Here is a 21,483-nt window from a genome sequence, read left to right as displayed (position 1 = left end):
TGTATCAAACCGGTCACAATCCGATGACAGGATCAGACCGGGAGGAGAATCACTCGACATGACCGTTTTCGACAGGCTCAAACATCTGCTGGACCTGTTCAGGCTTCCCGGTGACACCCGGCCAGGCCTGAAAAGGAAGCCCAAGCGGCAATCGGCAGCGGCGGTATTCCGCGGCTCCGGCGACCAGCGCGAGCTACTGCTGGTGACCAGCCGCGACACCGGACGCTGGATTGTTCCCAAGGGCTGGATCGAAGACGGCGAAGACGGCGCAGACGCTGCCCTGAGGGAAACATGGGAAGAAGCAGGCGTGATCGGCGAAGTCCAGACCGGCGGCCCTGTCGGGCATTACCGCTACATCAAGCAAAGGGCACGCCGCCGGGATGCGATCTGCGATGTCGATGTCTATCTTTTGATGTTGCGCGAGGAGCAGGACCAGTGGCCGGAAAAGGGCCAGCGCCGGCGCAAATGGTTTCCGGTCGCAACCGCGATCGGCCTGATCACCGAAGAAGGCCTGAAGGATGTCATCCGCGATGCCTTCCAGTTCATCAAGGCTGCCTGACACGTTCGGCCGCAAAACTATTGTGGCCTCTTTTTCCTGCGGGCAGCCAGTCTTGGCCGAATATTGCCCGCGCCATGCTTGCGGCGCCAAGCTTGAAGGCTGCCGATTACTTGACCCGGCTGCCGATATAGACCAGCCCTCAAAGCAGATCCTAACCCCTTGATTGCCCACGCAACTGGCGTGACCTGAGTCGAGCGTGAACAGCCGGTGAAGTGTTAACGCCATTTCCTTCGTGTTTCTCCGGGCAATGGTCAAACTGGCAATTCATCCGTTTGTCCTCGTTTTCCACAGTCCTCATCCACTAGATATGGTGTGCAAGAATCTGCCACCGACAACCCCTTGACGCATCCACCCGAGTCGCTGCTTATAGGACGAACGTTGCGGCGGCAGCGGGGCTGGGATGTTTAGAGGCCAGTCAAATCCCGACATTTTTCGGTTCAGAGCATCTTTCACTGTGACGATCACGGTGGTTTGAGGGCGCGCTCTGATGCCGAAAAGTTTCGGCGGGCCGCTATGATTGGGGACTGGCATAAATGAGTTGTTAACACTATATTTAGTGTTTACAGCCAACCTACCCACAAGATAGAGGGTTCTCCTACGCGGGAATCAAACAGAGTGACCGAGTTGAGAAACTGGCTGTACAATGATTGTGCAGCTTGCGGGGAAGTTATTGTCGTGACGCAAGAATGCGTTCGGCTGCGAATTCAAAAAAGAGGACGACAATGCGCATTGAACGCCGGTTCACCAAGCAGGGCCAATCAGCTTACGCGGAGATCGAATTCCGCAAGGCCACCAGCGAGATCAGAAACCCTGACGGGTCGATCGTATTTCGTCTCGCCGACATCGATGTGCCGGTTCAGTTCAGTCAGGTCGCAGCCGATATCCTGGCCCAGAAATACTTCCGCAAGGCCGGCGTTCCCGCACGCCTGAAAAAGGTCGAGGAGAATTCGGTCCCCTCATGGCTGTGGCGCTCCGTCGCCGACGAAGAGGCCCTCGCCGAACTTCCCGAAGACGAACGCTACGGCTCGGAAACCGATGCCCGTCAGGTCTTTGACCGGCTCGCCGGCACCTGGACCTACTGGGGCTGGAAGGGTGGCTACTTCACCACCGAAGAAGACGCCCGTGCTTTCATGGACGAGCAGGCCTACATGCTTGCCACCCAGCGCGTTGCCCCCAATTCCCCGCAATGGTTCAACACCGGCCTGCACTGGGCCTACGGCATCGACGGCCCCGGCCAGGGCCACTTCTATGTCGATCCGTTCACCGGCAAGCTGACCAAGTCGAAATCCTCCTACGAACACCCGCAGCCGCATGCCTGCTTCATCCAGTCGGTCGAGGACGATCTCGTCAACGAGAACGGCATCATGGACCTGTGGGTACGTGAAGCGCGCCTGTTCAAATACGGCTCGGGCACCGGTTCCAACTTCTCGCATCTGCGCGGCGAAGGCGAAAAGCTTTCCGGCGGCGGCAAGTCGTCGGGCCTGATGAGCTTCCTCAAGATCGGCGACCGCGCTGCCGGCGCCATCAAGTCGGGCGGCACCACCCGGCGCGCTGCCAAGATGGTCGTGGTCGACATCGATCACCCCGATATCGAGGACTACATCAACTGGAAGGTCAAGGAAGAGCAGAAGGTTGCCGCCCTCGTCACCGGTTCGAAGATCGTTGCCGGTCATCTGAAGGCGATCATGAAGGCCTGCATGAACTGCGAGGCCGACAACGACGCCTGCTTCGATCCCAAGCAGAACCCTGCGCTCAAGCGCGAGATCAAGGCTGCCAAGAAGGACCAGGTGCCGGAAAACTACGTCAAGCGCGTCATCCAGTTTGCACGCCAGGGCTACACCGACATCGAATTCAAGACCTATGACACCGACTGGGATTCGGAAGCCTACCTCACGGTTTCAGGCCAGAATTCCAACAACTCGGTTTCGATCCGCGACGACTTCCTTCAGGCTGTCGAGGCCGACGGCGAATGGAACCTGACCGCCCGCAAGGACGGCAAGGTGATGAAGACGCTGAAAGCCCGCGACCTGTGGGAACAGATCGGCCACGCGGCCTGGGCCTCGGCTGATCCGGGCCTGCACTACAACACCACCATGAACGACTGGCACACCTGCCCGGCTGAAGGCCCGATCCGTGCCTCCAACCCGTGCTCGGAATACATGTTCCTTGATGACACGGCCTGCAACCTGGCCTCGCTCAACCTGCTGCGCTTCAAGGACAAGGACACCAAGCGCATCAACATCGCCGATTACGAGCATGCCGTCCGGCTCTGGACCATCGTGCTTGAAGTCTCGGTGATGATGGCGCAGTTCCCCTCGCACCAGATTGCCGAGCGGTCCTACAAATATCGCACCCTGGGTCTGGGCTTTGCCAATATCGGCGGCCTGTTGATGACCACCGGCATTCCCTACGATTCCAAGGAAGGCCGCGCCATCTGCGGCGCGCTGACCGCGATCATGACCGGCGTGGCCTACGCCACATCGGCCGAGATGGCCGGCGAGATCGGCACCTTCCCGGGCTACAAGGAAAACAAGAAGAACATGCTGCGGGTGATCCGCAACCACCGCCGCGCCGCCCACGGCGAGGTCACCGGCTATGAAGACCTCTCGGTCAACCCGGTCCCCCTGATGCATGACGACTGCCCGGACCAGGACCTGATCGCCCACGCAAAGGCTGCCTGGGACAAGGCGCTCAAGCTCGGCGAGAAGCACGGCTACCGCAATGCGCAGGCCACCGTGATTGCGCCGACCGGCACCATCGGCCTGGTGATGGATTGCGACACCACCGGCATCGAGCCCGACTTCGCGCTGGTGAAATTCAAGAAGCTCGCCGGCGGCGGCTACTTCAAGATCATCAACAACGCGGTGCCTGAAGCCCTGCGGACTCTCGGCTACACCGAAGCCCAGCTGGCCGAGATCGAGGCTTACGCCGTCGGTCACGGCAACATCAACCAGGCCCCCGGCATCAACCCCGGCTCGCTCAAGGCCAAGGGCTTCACCGACACCCAGATCGAGGCGATCAACGGTGCCACCAAGGCAGCCTTCGACATCAAGTTCGTGTTCAACAAGTGGACGCTGGGCGAAGAGTTCTGCAAGGATGTTCTCGGTTTCACCGACGAGCAGATGAACGACTTCTCCTTCGACATGCTGTCGGCCCTGGGCTTCTCCCGGAAAGACATCGAGGCCGCCAACATCCATGTTTGCGGCGCCATGACGCTGGAAGGTGCACCGCACCTGAAGGAAGAGCACTATCCGGTGTTCGATTGCGCCAATCCGTGCGGCAAGGTCGGCAAGCGCTACCTGTCGGTGGAAAGCCACATCCGCATGATGGCGGCCGCCCAACCGTTCATCTCCGGCGCGATCTCCAAGACCATCAACATGGCCAACGATGCCACCGTTGATGATTGCAAGAACGCCTACATGCTGTCCTGGAAGCTGGCACTGAAGGCCAACGCGCTCTACCGCGACGGCTCGAAACTCTCCCAGCCGCTCAATTCCTCGCTGATCGAGGATGACGAGGACGAGGATGACGCCATCGAGGCTCTGGTGGCCCAGCCCGCCGCAGCCCAGGCCGTCACGGTCACCGAGAAGATCGTCGAGCGCGTGGTCGAACGGCTCTATCGCGACCGCGAGAAGCTGCCCAACCGCCGCAAGGGCTACACCCAGAAAGCCGTCATCGGCGGCCACAAGGTGTACTTGCGCACCGGCGAATTCGACGATGGCCGCCTCGGCGAGATCTTCATCGACATGCACAAGGAAGGCGCTGCCTTCCGCGCCATGATGAACAACTTCGCCATCGCCATCTCGCTCGGCCTGCAATATGGCGTGCCGCTGGAAGAATATGTGGAGGCCTTCACCTTCACCAAGTTCGAACCCGCCGGCATGGTGCAGGGCAACGACGCCATCAAGAACGCCACCTCGATCCTGGATTACATCTTCCGCGAGCTGGCCGTCTCCTACCTGGCGCGTCACGATCTTGCCCATGTCGACACGTCCGACTTTGGCAACACCGCGCTCGGCAAGGGCATTTCCGAAGGCAAGGCACAGCCGTTCTCCAAGGGCCTGACCCGCGGCGCATCGCTGAAGGTCGTCACCGGCGCCAGCGTTGCCGGCACCCCCGAGCCCAAGGGCCAGGCGGCACCCGCCGCTCCCTCCTCCGGCTCTTCGGTGATCACCGCCTCGTTCTCGGCGAAATCCTCGTCCAGCAAGTCCTCCAGCAATCTGGCGGTCAAGTCCGAACAGGAAACCATCGCCTCCGACGGCGCCGTTGCCTTCAAGCGTGATTACGAGGAACAGGCCGAGGAATTGTCTGTCGAGATCGAGGTGGACGAAGCCCTGTTCACCGACGAAGCCGCCGAGACCGCAGCGAGCGCCAAGAAGCTCGAAGCCGACCGCCGCGCCAAGTCGATCATGCAGGGCTACACCGGCAACATGTGCATGGAATGCCAGAACTTCACCATGGTGCGCAACGGCACCTGCGAGAAGTGCGATACGTGTGGAAGCACGAGTGGCTGCAGCTGAGGTCAGATTGAGTATTTTTGACGAAAGCGAAGTCGTGGCGGGCCATCAAAGGCTCGCCACACTTGTATTGGATCAACACGGCGCTTTGGTTGCTTGCACCAATCTCATCAGGGAAGGTGTTCAGAAGTCCCAAGGGCTGCAACTTAAAGACAAACTTGCTCGCGAAAGCTGGCTAGCAGCATCCCATCTCGTGTTGCGGATCTGCAATGACGCGGGCGCATCAAGCGTCATGATTGATCGCGGATACTTCCTTCAGGCCGCTGCTCCATTGCGGAGCATTGCAGAAACCGCGCAGTTATTACTCGTATTTTCCGATGATCCAAGCCACATCGAAAGCTGGCGACTTTTACGCGGGATAGACCGATATAATCGGTATGGTCACGGCAAACTGAAGAGCAAATTACGCACTCCGGATTTGAGAGACAAGTTCGATTGGTTTGAAGAACGTTTCGACACGTTTTCAGAATACGGCGGACATCCATCGGCGGCCTCTATCATGGCCCACAGAGACGGCAATCAGCTCCATATCGGACCTCACGTGAATGAATTCCTATATACTGCCACGTACAAGGATCTGGCCTCTTTGGTCTGGCATGCGACAGATGTATGCAGGCTTCTATGGGAGGCTTCGATAGATGTCCCCTTCCAAAATTTGTTAACTGAAGAACGCAAGCTTTTCCTCGACGCATGGCCCGCGATCGCACCCCCGAATACTGCGACGCCAAAAGCAGGCGAGACGTGATACATTCCCGTCATCCGAAACACGACCCGGTACACAGCCAACCGTCTTCAACGACCAAGCAAACCAGCTAATAACCTTACACATCACGGAATGGATCCTCGGCTCGGGGGCCGAGGATGACGACGGAGAGGTTGGCGTCTAATGGCTAACAGGGGCTGTCGGGAGACAGGGAAGCCCCACACGCTTCGTCATCCCAGGGCTTGGCCCTGCGATCCATTCCGCAATCCTGTGGCGAGGCAAGAAGCAGAGCGAGGCACAACACAAGCGGACATGTCGACAACAGAAAACACGGAGTGCGCGACACCCCGTGTTCTTGCCTCAATGCCGAGGCTGCCAGTCAATTCAGTCTTGTCGGCTCAGCCGCGTGCCTTGCGGGCGGCATAGCGCTTGTCGCGTTTTTCCTTCATCGCGGCCATGTCGGCGACGGCGCGTTCGGCGCGGGCGGCTTCTTCCGCTTCGCGGGCAATGGCTTCGGCGTGCTCGGCCGCATAGGCGGCGGCGGCGTCGGCAGCGTCCTTGGCTGCCTTGCGTTCCTGCTCTTCAAGCTTCAGCCGCGCCCGTTCGGCCTGGCGCTCTTCGCGCGCCTTGGCCACTGCCGCGCGTTCGGCGCGCTTTGCAATGACTTCGGGATCATCCGCCTGCGGCGCCGCCTTCATTTTCTCCAGAAGCTTCTTCTTGGCTTCCATGGCATCCTGGCGGCGATCGGTGAAGGCAGTGCGTAGTGAGTTTTTCAAACGAAATTCATCCTGGGTTGAGATCAATGCCGGTACGGCAAGCCGCCAAACGCGGCGATCCAAGTGTTATGTGACGTTGCAGCCGCGTTTTAGCAACCCTGCAGCACCATTTTGACTGAAACTCTTTTGCCCGAACCGGCGGCCGACAACCCGGATCAGCGCTCCGGTGGCGCAGGATTGCAAGCCGAATTCAATGTTTTACAGACCGCGCCGCCCGTTCTATTCATGCAAGTCTCACTCTCATGCAAATCACCCTGGCAACCGCACCAGATCCGCAAGGAACCCCGCATGCCCCTCACCTACGCCATCGGCGATGTTCATGGCCGGCGCGACCTGCTCGAAGCCCTGCTTGCAGCAATCAGCGATGACCGCGGCCAGCGCCAAGCGCAGATCGTCTTTCTCGGCGACATCATCGATCGCGGCCCGGAAAGCAGGCACTGCCTCGAAATCGTGATCCGCACGCTCGAGACCAATCCCGGCTCCCGCCTGATCCAGGGCAATCACGAGGAATTCATGCTGGCGTTCCTGAGCGCCGGCACGCCGGAAGAGCGGCAGACCGCAGCCCACCGCTGGCTGCCCAATGGCGGCAGCGAAACCCTCAACTCCTACGGAATTGCCGATACCGGGCCGTATGAGAAGATTGCCGAAAAACTGGCCGCAGAGTTTCCCGCCCATATCACAGCCCTGAACAAGGCCGACTGGATGGTTGAAACCGGCACGCACGCCTTTGTTCATGGCGGCATCGATCCGCATCAGCCATTGGGCCGTCAGGATGCGCTGACCACCCGCTGGATCCGCGACAAATTCCTTGCTTTCAAGGGGCGGCTCGAGAAAACCGTCGTCCATGGCCACACCATGACCGAATCCGCGCTGCCCGAGCTTCACGGCAACCGCATCGCGCTGGATACGGGGGCCGTTTATACGGGGCATCTCACCTGCGCGATCTTTGAGGACGGCGCCCCGCCCCGGTTTCTCGCCACCGACGATCACGGGGCCGCGATCGAGGTAAGTGAAATCCGTCCACTCGATTGCCGGTAAATTTTGCCGGCTTTCCGCCAGCCACCCATTCCCTTGCCCCGCCCCCCACGCTAAACAAACCGCGAATCAACATGAAAGGCGACTCAGATGAGCGACGAAACCCGGGATTCGAATGGCACTGTGCTGGCCGACGGCGACAATGTCACCGTGATCAAGGACTTGAAGGTCAAGGGCACCTCGTCGACCATCAAGCGCGGCACCATGGTCAAGGGCATCCGCCTGACCGGCAATCCCGACGAGGTTGAATGCCGGGTCGAGAAGATCAAGGGCCTGGTTCTCAGGACCGAATTCCTCAAGAAGGCCTGAGCGGTACGGGCCTGCGCTCAGCTGTCATCGGCCTTGCCGATCCATCTCGCCAGCGGTGTCGAACTGAGACCATGAACGAGGATCGACAGCGCCACGGTTATCGATACGCACGCCAGCAGCTCGGCCTCGTTGGCAAAATCATACGTGTCGATGATCAGCAGCGTGAACAGGATCGAGGCCAGCCCGCGCGGCCCGAACCAGCCCAGAAACAGCTTCTCGCGCGGCTTGAGCCCCGATCCGGCCAGTGACAGCCAGATTGCGCCCACTCGCACCACGGTGAGGAACATCACCGCGATCACCACGGTTTTTGTCGACGCGTGCGCCAGCCCGTCTGGCAGCAGCAGTGCGCCGAACACCAGGAATGACGACATGGTCAGCAGCAGTCCTGCACCTTCCATGAATTCGCGCACGAAGCGGATATTGTGCTTGTAGCTGTTGCCGAAGATCATTCCGGCGACAAACGCTGCGATGAAGCCGTTGCCACCGATGGCGCTGGCCAGCACGTAGGCCGCAAAGGCTGCCGCCAGGAACACCACGCCCTCCGCTGATGCCGCGATCAGCCGTCGCGCCTGCGCCACGTCCATCAGCCGCGCCACCACCCATCCGGTGACAATTCCGGCCAGCGGTCCGAGCACGATCTGCAAAACAGCATTGAGCGCCAGTCCACCGGTGTCCGCCCCCGCCATGCCGGCCGAGGCGAGGATGGCCCCCAGCAGCACGAACGGCAGCACCAGGCCGTCATTGAGGCCGCTCTCGACATTGATGGTTTCACTGAGCTTTTCGGGCACATTGCCGCTGGTGACAACACTCTGGCCCAGCGCCGCATCGGTCGGCGTCAGCACCGCGGCCGTCAGCAGCGCCATCGCGATGCCGCCTTCCGGACTGATCAGCCAGGTCACCAGCGTGCCAAGCGCAACCGACAGCGGCAGCCCGATCACCAGCATCCGCGCCGGGAGGCGCCAGCTTTGCTTCATTTGCGAGAACCGCACATGCGAGGCATCGGAAAACAGCACCAGCACGAGCGTGATTTCCGCCAGCAGCCGCTTGCCCTCGTGCAGGACCTCAGGTGGTGCCGCCGTGCGCAACGGTTCTGACAGAACATACCCGAGACACATGAAGATGATCGGCAGCGTCAGCAGCGATCGCTCGACCGCGCGGGTGAGAAGCGAATAGGCAATGAAAGCAAGCAGGATGGCGAGAACCACCAGATCGAAATGCATGTCCTGGTTCATTGTCCCCGCCTCGTCGCCGCCGTATCAGCCCCGACTATGGCCTGCCCGGGATCGTTTATCCACCGCCATCAAGGGCGGACACGCAAGCTCAGGTGCCGCAATAGGTGGTGTACTGCCCGAAGTCCGACGGCGCACCGAGCGCGAACACCTCCAGGCCTTCACGCTCGGTGAACGGATCCGCCAGCACCTCGACCAACCGCTCGAACGGCTTGAGATCTCCCTTGGTGGCCGACGCAAGTGCTGCCTCGACCATGTGATTGCGCGGGATGTAGACCGGGTTGACCCGGTTCATCGCCGCAATCCGCTCTTCCGCCGGCGTGTCTTCGCGCGCCAGCCGCGCCTGCCACAATGGCAGCCAGACATCGAACCCGGCCGGATTGGCAAACAGCGGTCGCGTCTCCGACACCTCGCCCGAAGCAGCCCTTGAGAGACTGCGGAACACGCGGGTGAAATCGGCATTCTGGGTTTCAAGAACGGCAAGCAGCCCGACAGCGAGTTCCATGTCACCGGGTTCGTCACGCACCAGCCCCAGCTTGGTCCGCATGCCGGCAATCCAGGCCCGCTCATAGCTCAGCGGAAAGCCGTTGATGACCTCGCCTGCCTGACGCACGGCATCGTCGCTGTCATCGGGATTGATCAGGTCGAGCAGGGTTTCGGCCAGCCGCGCCAGGTTCCACTGCGCAATCTTCGGCTGGTTGCCATAGGCATAGCGGCCATGCTGGTCGATCGAACTGAACACCGTCGCCGGATCATAGCCGTCGATGAAGGCGCACGGACCATAATCGATGGTCTCGCCCGAAATCGTCATGTTGTCGGTGTTCATCACGCCGTGGACGAAGCCGATCAGCATCCATTTGACGATCAATGCCGCCTGCCGGTCGCGCACGGCTTTCAAAAGCCCGAGATAGCGGTCTGGCTGGCCTGCAAGGTCGGGATAGTGCCGGGCAATGGCATAGTCGGCCAGTTGCCTCAGCCGCTCCGTTTCGCCCCGTGCGGCAAAGAACTGGAAGGTGCCGACCCGCAGATGGCTCGACGCCACCCGCGCGAGCACGGCACCGGGTTCCGGCCCGTCCTGGCGCATGACCTCCTCGCCGGTCGCCACCGCCGCCAGCGCCCGCGTTGTCGGCACGCCAAGCGCATGCATCGCCTCGCCGATGATGTATTCCCGCAACACCGGCCCGAGCACCGCCTTGCCGTCTCCGCCGCGCGAAAACGGGGTCCGTCCGGAGCCCTTGAGATGGATGTCGCGGCGCTTGCCCTGCCTGTCGATCACTTCGCCCAGAAGCAGCGCCCGGCCATCGCCGAGCTGCGGCGAAAACCCGCCGAATTGATGCCCTGCATAGGCCATGGCCAGGGGCTCTGCGCCTTCGGGTGCCTGATGACCGGCAAGAATGGCCGCCCCGGCATCCGTGTCCAGCGCCTTGCCATCCAGTCCCAGCTCGTCCGCAAGCGCATGGTTGAAACGGATCATCCGCGGCGCGGGCACCTCAGCTCCCTTCCACGGCACGTAGAATCCCTCGAGCTCGCGGGCATAGGAATTGTCAAAATCAAAAGCCGGGATGCTCATTGCTGTGTTCCTTTGTCGCGTCCGGCGCGCTGCAAGCGTCACCGGCAGAGATTTAGTCGGCGTCGAACGCCACGCTCTCGTGCCCCAGCGCTTCGAGGAAACGGCGTGGGTCCAAGCCGAAATCGGCATAGATCACCTGGTCGTCCGCATCGATGATGGTGAACCAGGGTGTGCCCGCCGAACGGTAGTCCTGCATGAAACTCGGATAGGTCTCGCCCTCCCGCGCCACGTCGTGTCCGAAGGGAATGGCAAGCTGATAACGCTGCTGGTTGATCGCGAGCTTGTCGACGGTGTTGTCCCTGAAATCCTCGAACACGGTCTGGATCGCCGCAAAACCGACGCCGCTGCCGGCAAGATGATGGTGAAGATAGCGCAGCACCGGGAACCCGCGCGAATGACACCCCGGACAGGCATGCTGAAAGCAGAACAGGATTTTCATCCCCTCGCCCAGATCCTTGAGCCTCAGCGGCGATCTGTCCTGTCCTTCACCGTCAATCCAGTGCTGCACCCGGAGTTCCGGCGCGGTGCGGTGCAAAGACCCAAATTGCATGGCATGTCCTTTCCGCAGTCAGGGGACGGGTATTGCCCGTTCAGGCAGGTGACCGCAGCGAGACTATCACCCCCCGCGATCGTCTTGTTGCGGCATCGTCGAACGGCTGACGCCTATTCCGCCGCATCCCGTTTCGGCAGCACCCAGTCAGGCCGCGCGAAGTGGCAGGTATAGCCCTGCGGAATCCGCTCGAGATAATCCTGGTGCTCGGGCTCGGCTTCCCAGAAATCGCCCACCGGCTCGACTTCCGTCACCACCTTGCCGGGCCACAGACCCGAGGCATCCACGTCGGCAATGGTATCGAGCGCGGTCTGGCGCTGCTCATCATTGGTGTAATAAATCGCCGAACGGTAGGACATGCCAACATCATTGCCCTGCCGGTTGGGCGTGGTCGGATCGTGGATCTGGAAGAAGAATTCCAGCAGCTTGCGATAGCTGATCCGGTTCGGGTCGAAAATGATCTCGATGCCTTCGGCGTGGGTGCCGTGATTGCGGTAGGTGGCGTTTTTCACATCGCCGCCGGTATAGCCGACACGGGTACTCTCCACACCGGGCATCTTGCGGATGAGATCCTGCATGCCCCAGAAGCACCCGCCGGCAAGAACTGCGCGTTCGCTCATCTAGATATCCTCCACCTGGTCAAGATAATCGCCATAGCCCTCGGCTTCCATGTCAGCCTTGGGCACAAACCGCAACGACGCGGAATTGATGCAATAGCGCAGTCCGCCGCGGTCCTGCGGACCGTCCGGGAACACGTGCCCGAGATGGCTGTCGCCATGCTTTGAACGCACTTCGGTACGGACCATGCCGAGCGTGGAATCGGTCAGTTCGGTCACATGGGCGGGCTCGATCGGCTTGGTGAAGCTCGGCCAGCCGCAACCGCTCTCGAACTTGTCCGACGAGGCAAACAGCGGCTCGCCGGAAACGATGTCGACATAGATGCCGGCAGCCTTGTTGTCATTGTATTCGCCGGTAAAGGGACGCTCGGTTCCGTTCTGCTGGGTCACCCTGAACTGTTCAGGCGTCAGCCGGGCAATGGCTTCATCGGATTTCTTGAAGGCTTTGGTCATGACGGATCCCTTCCTGAAGGCACGTGATGTCAAAAACAGAGATGGGCCACCATCGCCAGTTTTTCAATCGCCCAATGGCCGGCAGCCGGCTGAAACGCGCCGCAGGCGGTCAATTTACAGTGAACCCGGCCAGATTGGGCTCAGTATTCGCGCTCGTAGAAAATTCCGCCCTTGGTTTCGCCGCCCGAGCCGGCTTCTCCGCGCAATTTGATACCCTTGCCGATATCGAGGTCAATACGGGCCTTGCCCGAGCCGGCCGACGATCCGCTCTCGATCCCGAGATAGGTCCGGTCATTGAGATACTTGCCGACCCCGAGCGAGGTATCGCCGGTTTCCTCGTCGGTGCGCACGTCGATGTCATCGACACCGGTTGCACGGCGCAATTGCTCAAGCACCCCGCCGCCCTTGACCGCGCCGGTCAATTGCCCGGCGGCTTCGGCAAGCTGGGCGATCTGCAGCGGCGACAGGCTGCTGATCGAACGTCCGAACACCAGTTGGGCCAGCACTTCATCCTCGGGCAGCGCCGGGCTCGAGCTGAAACTGAAGACCGGTGCATTCGCAGGCCCTGTGATCTCGACCGTCACCGTGGTGCTGCCCGACTGGCTTGAGGCGGCAAGATCGAGGATCGGCACAACGGAGCCGGCAAAACCAAGCGTGCCGCGGGTGAAATCAAGCCTTTTGCCCAGAATGCTCAGCCTGCCCCGAACCAGATCGAACCCGCCCGCGGCAACAGGCGCTCCGGTGTTTCCGGTCAGCCGCAGCGATCCACCCAGTTCCACGTCCATGCCTCTGCCGCGAATGAAGATACGGCTCGCCTGAACCTGCACATCGAGCCCCAACCCACCCGACGATCCGCCGCTGCCGTCACCGGACAGACGCTCTGCCTGCGACTGAATGCTCGAAGGGGCATTCTTGTGGGTCACGTCGAGGCGTGAAATCGAACTCGGAAGCGAGTCGGGAATAACGATGGTGGTTTCATCAAGCCGGACACTGCCTCCCAGTTGCGGCAACAGGGTCAGCGGTCCCGTCAGCGTGAGGTCCGCATCAAAGCGCGTGGCAACCATCTGGCCGTCGGCATAGCGCCCGCGCGCCACTTTCAACTTGAGATTGGAGGGAAAGTTGGAGGCCGGATCAATTCCCACTGTCCCAGACCCGCTTATCTTGCCGCCCGACGACAAATCACCCGACAGCGAACGGATCGATGCCTGCCCCGCAGTCAGGCCGATATCGGCAGACAGATTGTCGATCGCGATGCCGGTTCGTCCATCGACCAGGCGGCTGCCCGATGTCGTGATGGCCCCGGAAATCTGCGGCGCACCGAGAGATCCGTCGACGGAGATATTGGCCTGGGCCGTACCGGTCAGCGCCAGTCCCTGCTGGGCGATCGCCCCCGACAACAGTGAAAACGGAACACTGCCGTTGATTTTTGCCGAAATCGCCTGCGTACCTGAGGTCTGCAGCCCACCTGAGGCGGTGAAGGCCAGCCCGCCGCCGCTCGCATTGGCGTTGAAGCTCAGCCGGTCTGCCCTGAAGTCGCCAGTGGTGTTGATCGACAAGGGAACATCGGCAACCGACGAGGCTGCAGCTGCCCGGACATCGCTGGCATTCAGGTCATACTCAACCACCGGAGCCGAAGCTGTTCCGCGCAGACTGACAGTCCCCGACAGCGCACCGGACAACCCGGCGCCCGGTGCAACCGCGTTGACCGAAGTCAACGGCAAGCCCGTTATGGCGATGTCGACAGCCAGCGCCTGACCGGCCGAGCCGGTGACGGACACCCGACCGCCGCCCGGCGAAATCACCAGCCGCTCAATCTCTGCAACTCCGTCGCGGACAACCACGCGCGCTGGTTCGCTCAGATCGATTGCCAGGCCTTTCCAGGCTGTCCTGGCGGTTTCCACCTCGAGTTCGGTCCCCTCATCGCCCTGGCGAACGCGCGCATTGATGGAGACCGGCAGCCCGGCTGCCTGCGCCTTGCCCTCGATAACCGTCCAAGCTTCAGACTGGGTGAACGACGCAGCAAGGTCCGACACGTCGGTTCCACCGGCGCTCAGACGTACCACATCCAGTGTACCGATGGGTTTGGGCGCGCCGAGCAGATCGGCAACACTGAGGTTCAACCGCGCGTCACGGATGGCGAATCCGTCGCCTGAAAGTTCCGGAAACCCGATACCGATATCGGCAACAGACTTGCCCTCGCGCACGTCGAACTTGATCGAACCACCACCACTGCCATTGATCGCCTGCAGCGCCAATGCCGACAGTGATCCGATATCCTTCAGGTCCAGTTCAATCACGCCCTTCGGCCGATAGGCATCATCGAGATCCAGCGTCCCGGAAATCAGGTTATCGGTGACCTGCAATCGCAACGGGCTGATCCGCACCACGCCATCTGACTGGCCAAGCACCATGCTGCCGCTCACCGGTTGCCCCTCGAACGTCCCGGTCAATTCCACATCTGCTTGGGGAGACGCCGGATCGGCCACCCCGTTGGCTGTGAGCAGCAGATCCGACAGATCGCGCCCTTCAAGCTTCAGCTGATCGCCGGACAGTTTCAAGTCAAAGGCAAGTCGGGACGATTGACCCGAGACACTTGCCGTAAGGTTCAGACCGCCGGAGATGGTGTCTTCAGCACCGGCAAGTTTTGTCACATTGGCCTCGAGCTCGCCCGATAGCTCACCATCACTCTTCAGCACAAGTCCGCCAGACAGTGCGGCGAACTCGGAAGAAGCCTCAAAACCGCTTACCGTCACCGCGCCGGCATCGTCGCGCGACACCTTGCCTTCGAAGGTCGTATCGGGTCCCAGGAACTCAGGTGCCTGTGCGGACAGGACTGCGTTGCGCACTGTGCCCGACAGGCTTGCTGCCAGCCCGCCTTCGCCATCGAACGAGAAATCCTCAACCGTCAGCGTGGTCACGCCGGTCTGGAGTTGCAACGCGTCACTGGAGACAGAACCATCTTCCGCGAGCGCAATGTTGCCCGACATGTTCACTCCACCCGCGACTACCCGGGCGACTATATCGTTGCTGGAACCGACTGCATTGATCTTGACGTCGATTGTCCCGGCTCCGCTGCGGCTATCGAGCGAAAACCCGTCGAAATCGACGACGGCAGAAAGTCCGTCTGCGCTGAAATCGGATCCCGAAATGCTGTCGGTGGAAATTTCCAGGTGCAGCGCGGCTTCTTCCGCATTGCCGCTGACACGGACCCGGGCCTCGGGAACTGTCAGCTTCACCCCGGACGCCCCCGCGCCAAAACTCAATTCCGCGGCACCAGGCTGCGGCGAGATGGAAGCTGTCAGATCAACCTGACCTTCCCGCGCCACACGCCCGCGCCCTTGCGCAGACAGCCGTGAAGACGAAAAGGTGAAAATGTCGATCACCGCGCCGGTGCGCTCCGGCTCAAGCAACCCCTCGAGGACAAGATTGCTTTGTCCCGCCAGGAATTGGCCGACAGACGGCGGCAACAGCCGCTCGAACGTGCCATTGGCCTCAAGCGACACGGCATCGCCCGCCTCGCCCGCAACCATCTGCAGACTGGCTTCCGCGACGATCTCGTCATTGATCGTGCCCGCCGCATTCAGCCGCCAGTCGGCCAGCGAACCTTGCGACGTTGCCGTCAGGCTGATGGCATCCTTGGGCGAAAGGCTCATGAGATGTGCCATCACGCCACCGGCGGGTTCGGAGAGCTTGGCCGAGATGTTGAACCGGTCTTCCGCTTCCAGGTAATCGGCATCCAGCGTCAGTTCGCCGCCAACACCATCGGTCCGCTGCACCACCAGGTCGGCAAGCCCGGTCGACAACGACGCATCCACGCGCGCGCTGCCCCGGGCTTCGAACCGGGCGACACGGCCTGCGACCGGTTCGCCGACCAGGATATCGGGTGCCGTGAACCGCTTGATGTCGAATGCCAGCGGCAGCACGAACGGTCCGCCATCCGATTGGTCATCGGAGCCTTGCGGAAGCCGCGCCAGCTCGACCGCATCGATCGAAAGGTCATCGATTGCCAGCCCTGCACTCAGCAGCGCCAGCGGCGACCAGTCGATCCTTATGCCCTTGAGAAGCAGCCAGGGTTCACCGTCAGCATCCCGCAAAAGCACGTGGCCGATGCGCGTCGACCCTGACAGCAATCCGGTGATCCTGTCGATCTCGACGCTCTGCGACGGCCCCGAGCCAAGCCGGTTAAGCGTCAGCGCGATCAGCTTGCCACCCGGCGCCGTGGTGAACACCAGCACGACGGCTGCCAGAAGAACCAGCAGCACAATGGAAAGCCAGCGCACCGGCCCCCGGATCAGGCCCGGACGGGATTTCTCTCGTTGCGTCTTCGCCATCTCAGAATGCCTGCCCGATCCCGGCGTAAATCCCGTAATCGGGATCCGTGGAGGACTTGTTCAGCGGCACGGCAACATCGACACGAAGCGGGCCGAACGGTGTCGCATAGCGCAAGCCGATACCGGCGCCGATCTTGAATTCCGCACCCGAGAAAGACTGGCTGGCACTGACCAGGCCCGCATCGACAAACGGTACGATCCCGATTGTCTCGGTGACGCCGATGCGCATTTCGGCCGATGCCTCGACGACCGAGCGGCCACCGGTCGGCGAACCCGCAGCATCGCGCGGACCGATGTCCTGATAGCCATAGCCGCGGACCGAACCGCCGCCGCCCGCATAGAATCGCCGGTTGGCCGGTATCGCGGCTAGGTCGGCCCCGTAAATCGTTCCAGCGGCCAGCCTGCCGGCCACCACGAAGCGTTTTTCCGCATCGAGCGCCCGGTAGGCCGAAGCCTCGGCGCGCAGTTTGACGAAGGTAGCGCCGCCATTGATCTCATAGGTCGGCTCGACCAGAAGCGACAAGCGCGTGCCCGTCGTTGGATTGAGCTTGCTGTCGCGGGTATCGCGAACATATTCGAGCGGCACCGCAACCGTGATGGTTTCGAGATTGACGTTGAAGCTGTCGGTCAGCTTGGCATATTCGACATTGACGCCCGCAGAAACCGTCTGCTGCGGCGTCAGCTCATAGGAAATTCCTACCGATGCCTCGACCGAAAAACGGCGATAGGCATCGGGGTTTTCCTGCTCGACCTCAAGCCTTGAGGTGAATTTCGAAGCTGGCCCGAGAACGCCGGGCTTTTCAAACAGCATCGCGCCGCGCCAGGTCATGTCCTTCGCATCGGCGGTTTTGCCCAGGCTGCTTACCGATCCTTCGATACGGAGCTTTTCCGCCCGGCCAAACAGGTTCCTGTGACCCCAATAGGCTTCAAGCCCCCCTCCATCCGTGGACGAATAGGTAGCACCCGCCCCGAGGAAGCGGTGCTTTCGCTCCGCAACATTGACCTCGACCGGAACGGAGCCGTCCGCCGACAGGCTTTCGCTGCCGCGCACTGTCACGCTCGAAAACACTTCAAGCGCCCTCAGACGCTTTTCTGCCGCCGCAAGCGCTGCCGGATCATACTGCTCGCCCTGCCGTATGCCCGCCATCCTGGCGATAAAAGCCGAATCCACGCTTTCCGCCCCATCAACCGCAGTCTGGCCAAATAGCGCGACCGGCCCGGCCTCAAGTTGCAGCGACACATCGATGACGCCGCGCGCATGATCGGCGACGACATCGCGGCCCGAGATCTTGGCGAACGGATGGCCGTTCTTTTCCAGTTCCAGAACCAGCGCTTTTTCAGCGTCGAGAATGACGGTTGATTTCGCAAGCTCGCCGGATGTCAGCCCCTGCTCGCCAGCCGCATAGACACGCCCGTCAACATCACGGATCGAGACATCGCCGAAGCGGAATTGCTTGCCCGGCTTGACCAGTATGCGAACCGGAACCGGCCCGTTGCCGCTCAGATCCGCATCCGGCGGCAGGTCTGCCAGACGTTTGCCATCGAGAAGAATACGGACTTCGCCGGCATACCGGGCATTTTCATAGAGCGCGGCGATGAGTTGCTCGAAATCGCCATTTGCCCGCTGCATCAACCCGATAGATCCCGAGACCGGGCGACCGGCGCCTTGCACCAGCGACGAAGCGGCTTCCAGCTCGGCCTTCAGTGCGCCTTCAGGATCTTCACCCGCAACTTCAAGTGTGACCGAATAGGAAAGCGGATCAACCACTTCCACCGTTTCGGCAGTGTCGCTTTCGAACAACTTGAAGCCAAACAGCTCAAACGCCTGCGCCCGGTCAACGGCAAGACTGCTTGCGCCCACCAGAATCAGGACAGCCGAAAGGGTCCGCAGCCGCAAAGAGCCGCGCGCCCCGAAGATCATGTCCTGCGCGTTTTTCATCATCACCAATCTAGCAGGCCACTATGAACGGTTACTGAACGTTGCGACCCCAAACCCATGCCCCCGGCCAGCCAAACACACAACTTCCTTATATAGAACCATCAGCCACTTTGTCGCCCTCCCGGATGCGCTTCAAACAAAGAAATCTTGCGCTCGCGATGCGGTGATCTGCCGGTTCCCGACGATCTCGAAAGCCGCCAATCCGGCCATCACCACAGCGGTGCATGGCGCTTGCCGGGCGAGACGGAAACTTCTTTGCAGGTAATGTCGCAATTATCTCTTGTGCCCCCGGTTTCGATTTCGCAATCTGCCGCCGGATCGAGCCGGGAGAACACAATGAAATCACATGTCAGGGCAGTTGTAATCGGTGGCGGCGTCGTCGGATGTTCTGTGCTTTACCATCTGGCCAAGGCCGGCTGGAGCGACGTCATGCTGATCGAGCGCTCGGAACTGACCTCCGGATCGTCCTGGCATGCCGCCGGCGGCTTCCACACGCTCAATGGCGATCCCAACGTCGCCAAGCTGCAGGCCTACACCGTCAGCCTCTACGAGGAACTTGAAGCGCTCTCCGGCCAATCCTGCGGCCTGCACCTGACCGGTGGCGTGATGATGGCCGACACCCCCGAGCGCATGGACTTTCTCCGGCTGGTCCACGCCAAGGGCCGCTATCTCGGCATGGAAACCGAACTCATAACCCCGTCCGAAGCCAAGGCGATGTTCCCGCTGATGGACGAGAGCAATTTCGTCGGCGCCCTGTGGGATCCGGTCGAAGGCCATCTCGACCCCTCCGGCACCACCCATGCCTATGCCAAGGCCGCCCGCAAGCTCGGCGCGGAAATCGTTCTGCGCAACCGCGTCATCGAGCTCACCCAGGAAGCGGACGGGACCTGGAACGTCGTCACCGAGCAAGGCACGGTCAAGGCCGACCACGTGGTCAATGCCGGCGGCCTGTGGGCGCGCGAAGTCGGCCGCATGGCAGGCCTTGAACTTCCTGTACTGGCCATGGAGCACATGTACCTGCTCACAGAGGAAATGCCGGAAGTGCTCGAGTTCAACGCCAGAACCGGCCGCGAACTCATTGGCGTCATTGATTTCAAGGGCGAGATCTACACCCGGCAGGAACGCTCGGGCATCCTTCTCGGCACCTACGAGAGAGCCTGCAAGCCCTGGTCGCCTGTCGACACGCCTTGGGATTTTGGTCACGAACTCCTGGCCCCGGATCTCGATCGTATCGCGCCATCTCTGGAAGTCGGCTTCAGGCATTTCCCGGCAATGGAGAACGCCGGCATCAAGCAGGTCATCAACGGCCCCTTCACCTTCGCGCCTGACGGCAACCCGCTGGTCGGCCCGGTTCCGGGGCTAACCAATTACTGGACCGCCTGCGCGGTGATGGCGGGCTTCAGCCAGGGTGGCGGCGTCGGCCTGGCGCTGTCGAACTGGATGGTCAACGGCGATCCCGGCGCCGACATCTGGGGCATGGATGTCGCCCGCTTCGGCGAATGGGCCACCTTGCGCTACACCAACGCCAAGGTGCGCGAGAACTATTCCCGCCGCTTCTCGATTTCGTTTCCCAACGAGGAACTGCCCGCCGCCCGGCCGCAGCAGACCACACCGCTCTACGATGTCATGGTGCGCGACAACCACGCAGTCATGGGCAACAGCTGGGGGCTGGAGACGCCATTGTGGTTCGCTCCCTCCGCGGAAGAGGCCCACGACGTGCTGTCGTTCCACCGCTCCAATGATTTCAAGCACATCGGCAATGAAGTCCGTGCGGTGCGCGAGCGTGTCGGCGTCACCGAGATCGCCAATTTCGCCAAGTATCGTGTCAGCGGCCAGGGTGCCGAAGCCTGGCTGTCGCACCTGATGACCAACACCATGCCGAAGACCGGCCGCATCGTTCTTACCCCGATGCTCAATGAATTCGGCAAGCTGATCGGCGATTTCACCATCGCCAAGGTCGCCGACGAGGACTTCATGGTCTGGGGCTCGTCTGCAGCCCAGCGCTATCACATGCGCTGGTTTGACACCCACCTGCCCACTGACAGCGCCATCCGGGTTCACCGCTATGACCTGACGCTTGTCGGCCTGTCGATCGCCGGCCCCCGCGCCCGCGACCTGCTGGCAAAGCTGACCGATGTAGATGTCTCGAACGCGGCCTTCCGTTTCATGGATTTCCGCCAGATGGATGTCGGCGGTGCACCCTGCATGGTCAACCGCGTCACCTATACCGGCGACCTCGGCTACGAAATCTGGATGGAACCCTGCTACCAGCAGGCCGTCTACCGTGCCATCAAGGCCGCAGGCGAAGAGTTCGGCATCGCCGATTTCGGCATGCGGGCGCTGTTGTCGATGCGGCTCGAGAAGAATTTTCCCACCTGGTTCCGCGAACTGCGTCCGATCTATGGTCCCTATGAAGCCGCCATGGACCGCTTCATCAAGCTTTCCAAGAACGACTTCATCGGCCGCGAAGCCGCCGCCAAGGAACATGCCGACGGCCCGAAACTGATGCGGACATCCTTCCTGGTCGACGCGCTTGACGCCGATGTGATGGGAGACGAACCGGTCTGGGCCCGGGTCGGCGACACCGATTACGGCACCGTCGAACCGCCGCATGGCTACGGCGCGCCGCGCTTCAATTCGGATGGCACAGAGATCGCCAAACCCGAGGGCGGCACCCTGCGCGATGGCGACTGGCGTGTGGTCGGCTGGATCACCTCCGGCGGGTATGCCCACACCATTGGCTCATCAATGGCCCAGGGCTACATCCCGGCAGCTCTCGCATCGAACGGCGACGCTGACATGTTCGAGATCGAAATCCTCGGCATCCGCCGTCCGGCCCGCATCGCGCTCGAAGCACCGTTTGATCCGATGGGCGAAAAGATGCGCAGCTAGCAA

14 protein-coding genes are annotated in these 21,483 nt (G+C 61.4%); 6 read left to right on the top strand and 8 right to left on the bottom strand.

The genetic code is table 11. The features are described 5' to 3' along the window. Positions 1-58 precede the first annotated feature (58 nt). From WNY80_RS03505 to WNY80_RS03495, 3 genes are all read left to right on the top strand, one after another. Positions 59-559 carry an NUDIX hydrolase gene (locus tag WNY80_RS03505; protein WP_342885949.1) on the top strand — a complete coding sequence of 167 codons (501 nt, stop codon included), beginning with the start codon at positions 59-61 and terminating at the stop codon, positions 557-559. 722 nt (positions 560-1,281) lie between these two features. After that, positions 1,282-5,079, top strand: coding sequence for a vitamin B12-dependent ribonucleotide reductase (locus WNY80_RS03500; protein ID WP_342885948.1), 3,798 nt, complete (start codon positions 1,282-1,284; stop codon positions 5,077-5,079). Between the two features lie 7 nt (positions 5,080-5,086). After that, a complete protein-coding gene (locus WNY80_RS03495; protein WP_342885947.1) occupies positions 5,087-5,821 on the top strand; it encodes a DUF5677 domain-containing protein in 735 nt (244 codons plus the stop codon). Positions 5,822-6,177: 356 nt separating this feature from the next. Here WNY80_RS03495 and WNY80_RS03490 read toward each other — a convergent pair whose 3' ends face one another. Continuing rightward, positions 6,178-6,507, bottom strand: coding sequence for a DUF6481 family protein (locus WNY80_RS03490; RefSeq protein WP_342886297.1), 330 nt, complete (start codon positions 6,505-6,507; stop codon positions 6,178-6,180). A gap of 336 nt (positions 6,508-6,843) precedes the next feature. Here WNY80_RS03490 and WNY80_RS03485 point away from each other — a divergent pair, with 336 nt between their 5' ends. Together WNY80_RS03485 and WNY80_RS03480 are read left to right on the top strand one after the other, a co-directional pair. After that, positions 6,844-7,593, top strand: coding sequence for a metallophosphoesterase (locus WNY80_RS03485; protein ID WP_342885946.1), 750 nt, complete (start codon positions 6,844-6,846; stop codon positions 7,591-7,593). An 87-nt stretch (positions 7,594-7,680) separates the two neighbouring features. Further along, entirely contained in the window at positions 7,681-7,899 is a 219-nt protein-coding gene (locus WNY80_RS03480) for an alkylphosphonate utilization protein (protein WP_339758983.1), read from the top strand. Between the two features lie 17 nt (positions 7,900-7,916). Here the strand turns inward: WNY80_RS03480 and WNY80_RS03475 are convergent, their stop codons facing one another. The 7 genes from WNY80_RS03475 to WNY80_RS03445 all read right to left on the bottom strand — a co-directional run bounded on the left by WNY80_RS03475 (position 7,917) and on the right by WNY80_RS03445 (position 18,591). Beyond that, complete coding sequence (locus WNY80_RS03475) at positions 7,917-9,131, bottom strand: cation:proton antiporter (RefSeq protein ID WP_342885945.1); 1,215 nt, start codon at positions 9,129-9,131, stop codon at positions 7,917-7,919. Between the two features lie 88 nt (positions 9,132-9,219). Then, positions 9,220-10,698, bottom strand: coding sequence for a YdiU family protein (locus WNY80_RS03470; RefSeq protein ID WP_342885944.1), 1,479 nt, complete (start codon positions 10,696-10,698; stop codon positions 9,220-9,222). Positions 10,699-10,750: 52 nt separating this feature from the next. Then, positions 10,751-11,248, bottom strand: coding sequence for a TlpA family protein disulfide reductase (locus tag WNY80_RS03465; protein ID WP_342885943.1), 498 nt, complete (start codon positions 11,246-11,248; stop codon positions 10,751-10,753). 113 nt (positions 11,249-11,361) lie between these two features. Further along, entirely contained in the window at positions 11,362-11,868 is a 507-nt protein-coding gene (msrA, locus tag WNY80_RS03460; protein WP_342885942.1) for a peptide-methionine (S)-S-oxide reductase MsrA, read from the bottom strand. Next, positions 11,869-12,318 carry a peptide-methionine (R)-S-oxide reductase MsrB gene (gene msrB, locus WNY80_RS03455; RefSeq protein WP_342885941.1) on the bottom strand — a complete coding sequence of 150 codons (450 nt, stop codon included), beginning with the start codon at positions 12,316-12,318 and terminating at the stop codon, positions 11,869-11,871. 140 nt (positions 12,319-12,458) lie between these two features. After that, on the bottom strand, positions 12,459-16,649 hold the full coding sequence (locus WNY80_RS03450; RefSeq protein WP_342885940.1) for a translocation/assembly module TamB domain-containing protein: 4,191 nt from the start codon (positions 16,647-16,649) through the stop codon (positions 12,459-12,461). Between the two features lies 1 nt (position 16,650). After that, complete coding sequence (locus WNY80_RS03445; RefSeq protein WP_342885939.1) at positions 16,651-18,591, bottom strand: autotransporter assembly complex family protein; 1,941 nt, start codon at positions 18,589-18,591, stop codon at positions 16,651-16,653. A 333-nt stretch (positions 18,592-18,924) separates the two neighbouring features. Here WNY80_RS03445 and WNY80_RS03440 point away from each other — a divergent pair, with 333 nt between their 5' ends. Next, the gene (locus tag WNY80_RS03440; RefSeq protein ID WP_342885938.1) at positions 18,925-21,480 is read left to right on the top strand and encodes an FAD-dependent oxidoreductase; all 2,556 of its coding nucleotides are present in this window, start codon (positions 18,925-18,927) and stop codon (positions 21,478-21,480) included. Positions 21,481-21,483 lie beyond the last annotated feature (3 nt).

Origin of the sequence: Hoeflea sp. AS16 (assembly GCF_038900095.1) — a bacterium.
Classification (GTDB): domain Bacteria; phylum Pseudomonadota; class Alphaproteobacteria; order Rhizobiales; family Rhizobiaceae; genus Hoeflea.
This window is presented reverse-complemented; position numbering and strand designations above follow the sequence as displayed.

What these genes read in the sequence shown, in the direction of transcription:
- WNY80_RS03505 (WP_342885949.1), top strand. Translation starts at nt 59, where the DNA reads ATGACCGTTTTCGACAGGCTCAAACATCTGCTGGACCTGTTCAGGCTT.
- WNY80_RS03500 (WP_342885948.1), top strand. Translation starts at nt 1,282, where the DNA reads ATGCGCATTGAACGCCGGTTCACCAAGCAGGGCCAATCAGCTTACGCG.
- WNY80_RS03490 (WP_342886297.1), bottom strand. Translation starts at nt 6,507, where the DNA reads ATGGAAGCCAAGAAGAAGCTTCTGGAGAAAATGAAGGCGGCGCCGCAG.
- WNY80_RS03485 (WP_342885946.1), top strand. Translation starts at nt 6,844, where the DNA reads ATGCCCCTCACCTACGCCATCGGCGATGTTCATGGCCGGCGCGACCTG.
- WNY80_RS03480 (WP_339758983.1), top strand. Translation starts at nt 7,681, where the DNA reads ATGAGCGACGAAACCCGGGATTCGAATGGCACTGTGCTGGCCGACGGC.
- WNY80_RS03475 (WP_342885945.1), bottom strand. Translation starts at nt 9,131, where the DNA reads ATGAACCAGGACATGCATTTCGATCTGGTGGTTCTCGCCATCCTGCTT.
- WNY80_RS03470 (WP_342885944.1), bottom strand. Translation starts at nt 10,698, where the DNA reads ATGAGCATCCCGGCTTTTGATTTTGACAATTCCTATGCCCGCGAGCTC.
- WNY80_RS03465 (WP_342885943.1), bottom strand. Translation starts at nt 11,248, where the DNA reads ATGCAATTTGGGTCTTTGCACCGCACCGCGCCGGAACTCCGGGTGCAG.
- msrA (WP_342885942.1), bottom strand. Translation starts at nt 11,868, where the DNA reads ATGAGCGAACGCGCAGTTCTTGCCGGCGGGTGCTTCTGGGGCATGCAG.
- msrB (WP_342885941.1), bottom strand. Translation starts at nt 12,318, where the DNA reads ATGACCAAAGCCTTCAAGAAATCCGATGAAGCCATTGCCCGGCTGACG.
- WNY80_RS03450 (WP_342885940.1), bottom strand. Translation starts at nt 16,649, where the DNA reads ATGGCGAAGACGCAACGAGAGAAATCCCGTCCGGGCCTGATCCGGGGG.
- WNY80_RS03445 (WP_342885939.1), bottom strand. Translation starts at nt 18,591, where the DNA reads ATGATGAAAAACGCGCAGGACATGATCTTCGGGGCGCGCGGCTCTTTG.
- WNY80_RS03440 (WP_342885938.1), top strand. Translation starts at nt 18,925, where the DNA reads ATGAAATCACATGTCAGGGCAGTTGTAATCGGTGGCGGCGTCGTCGGA.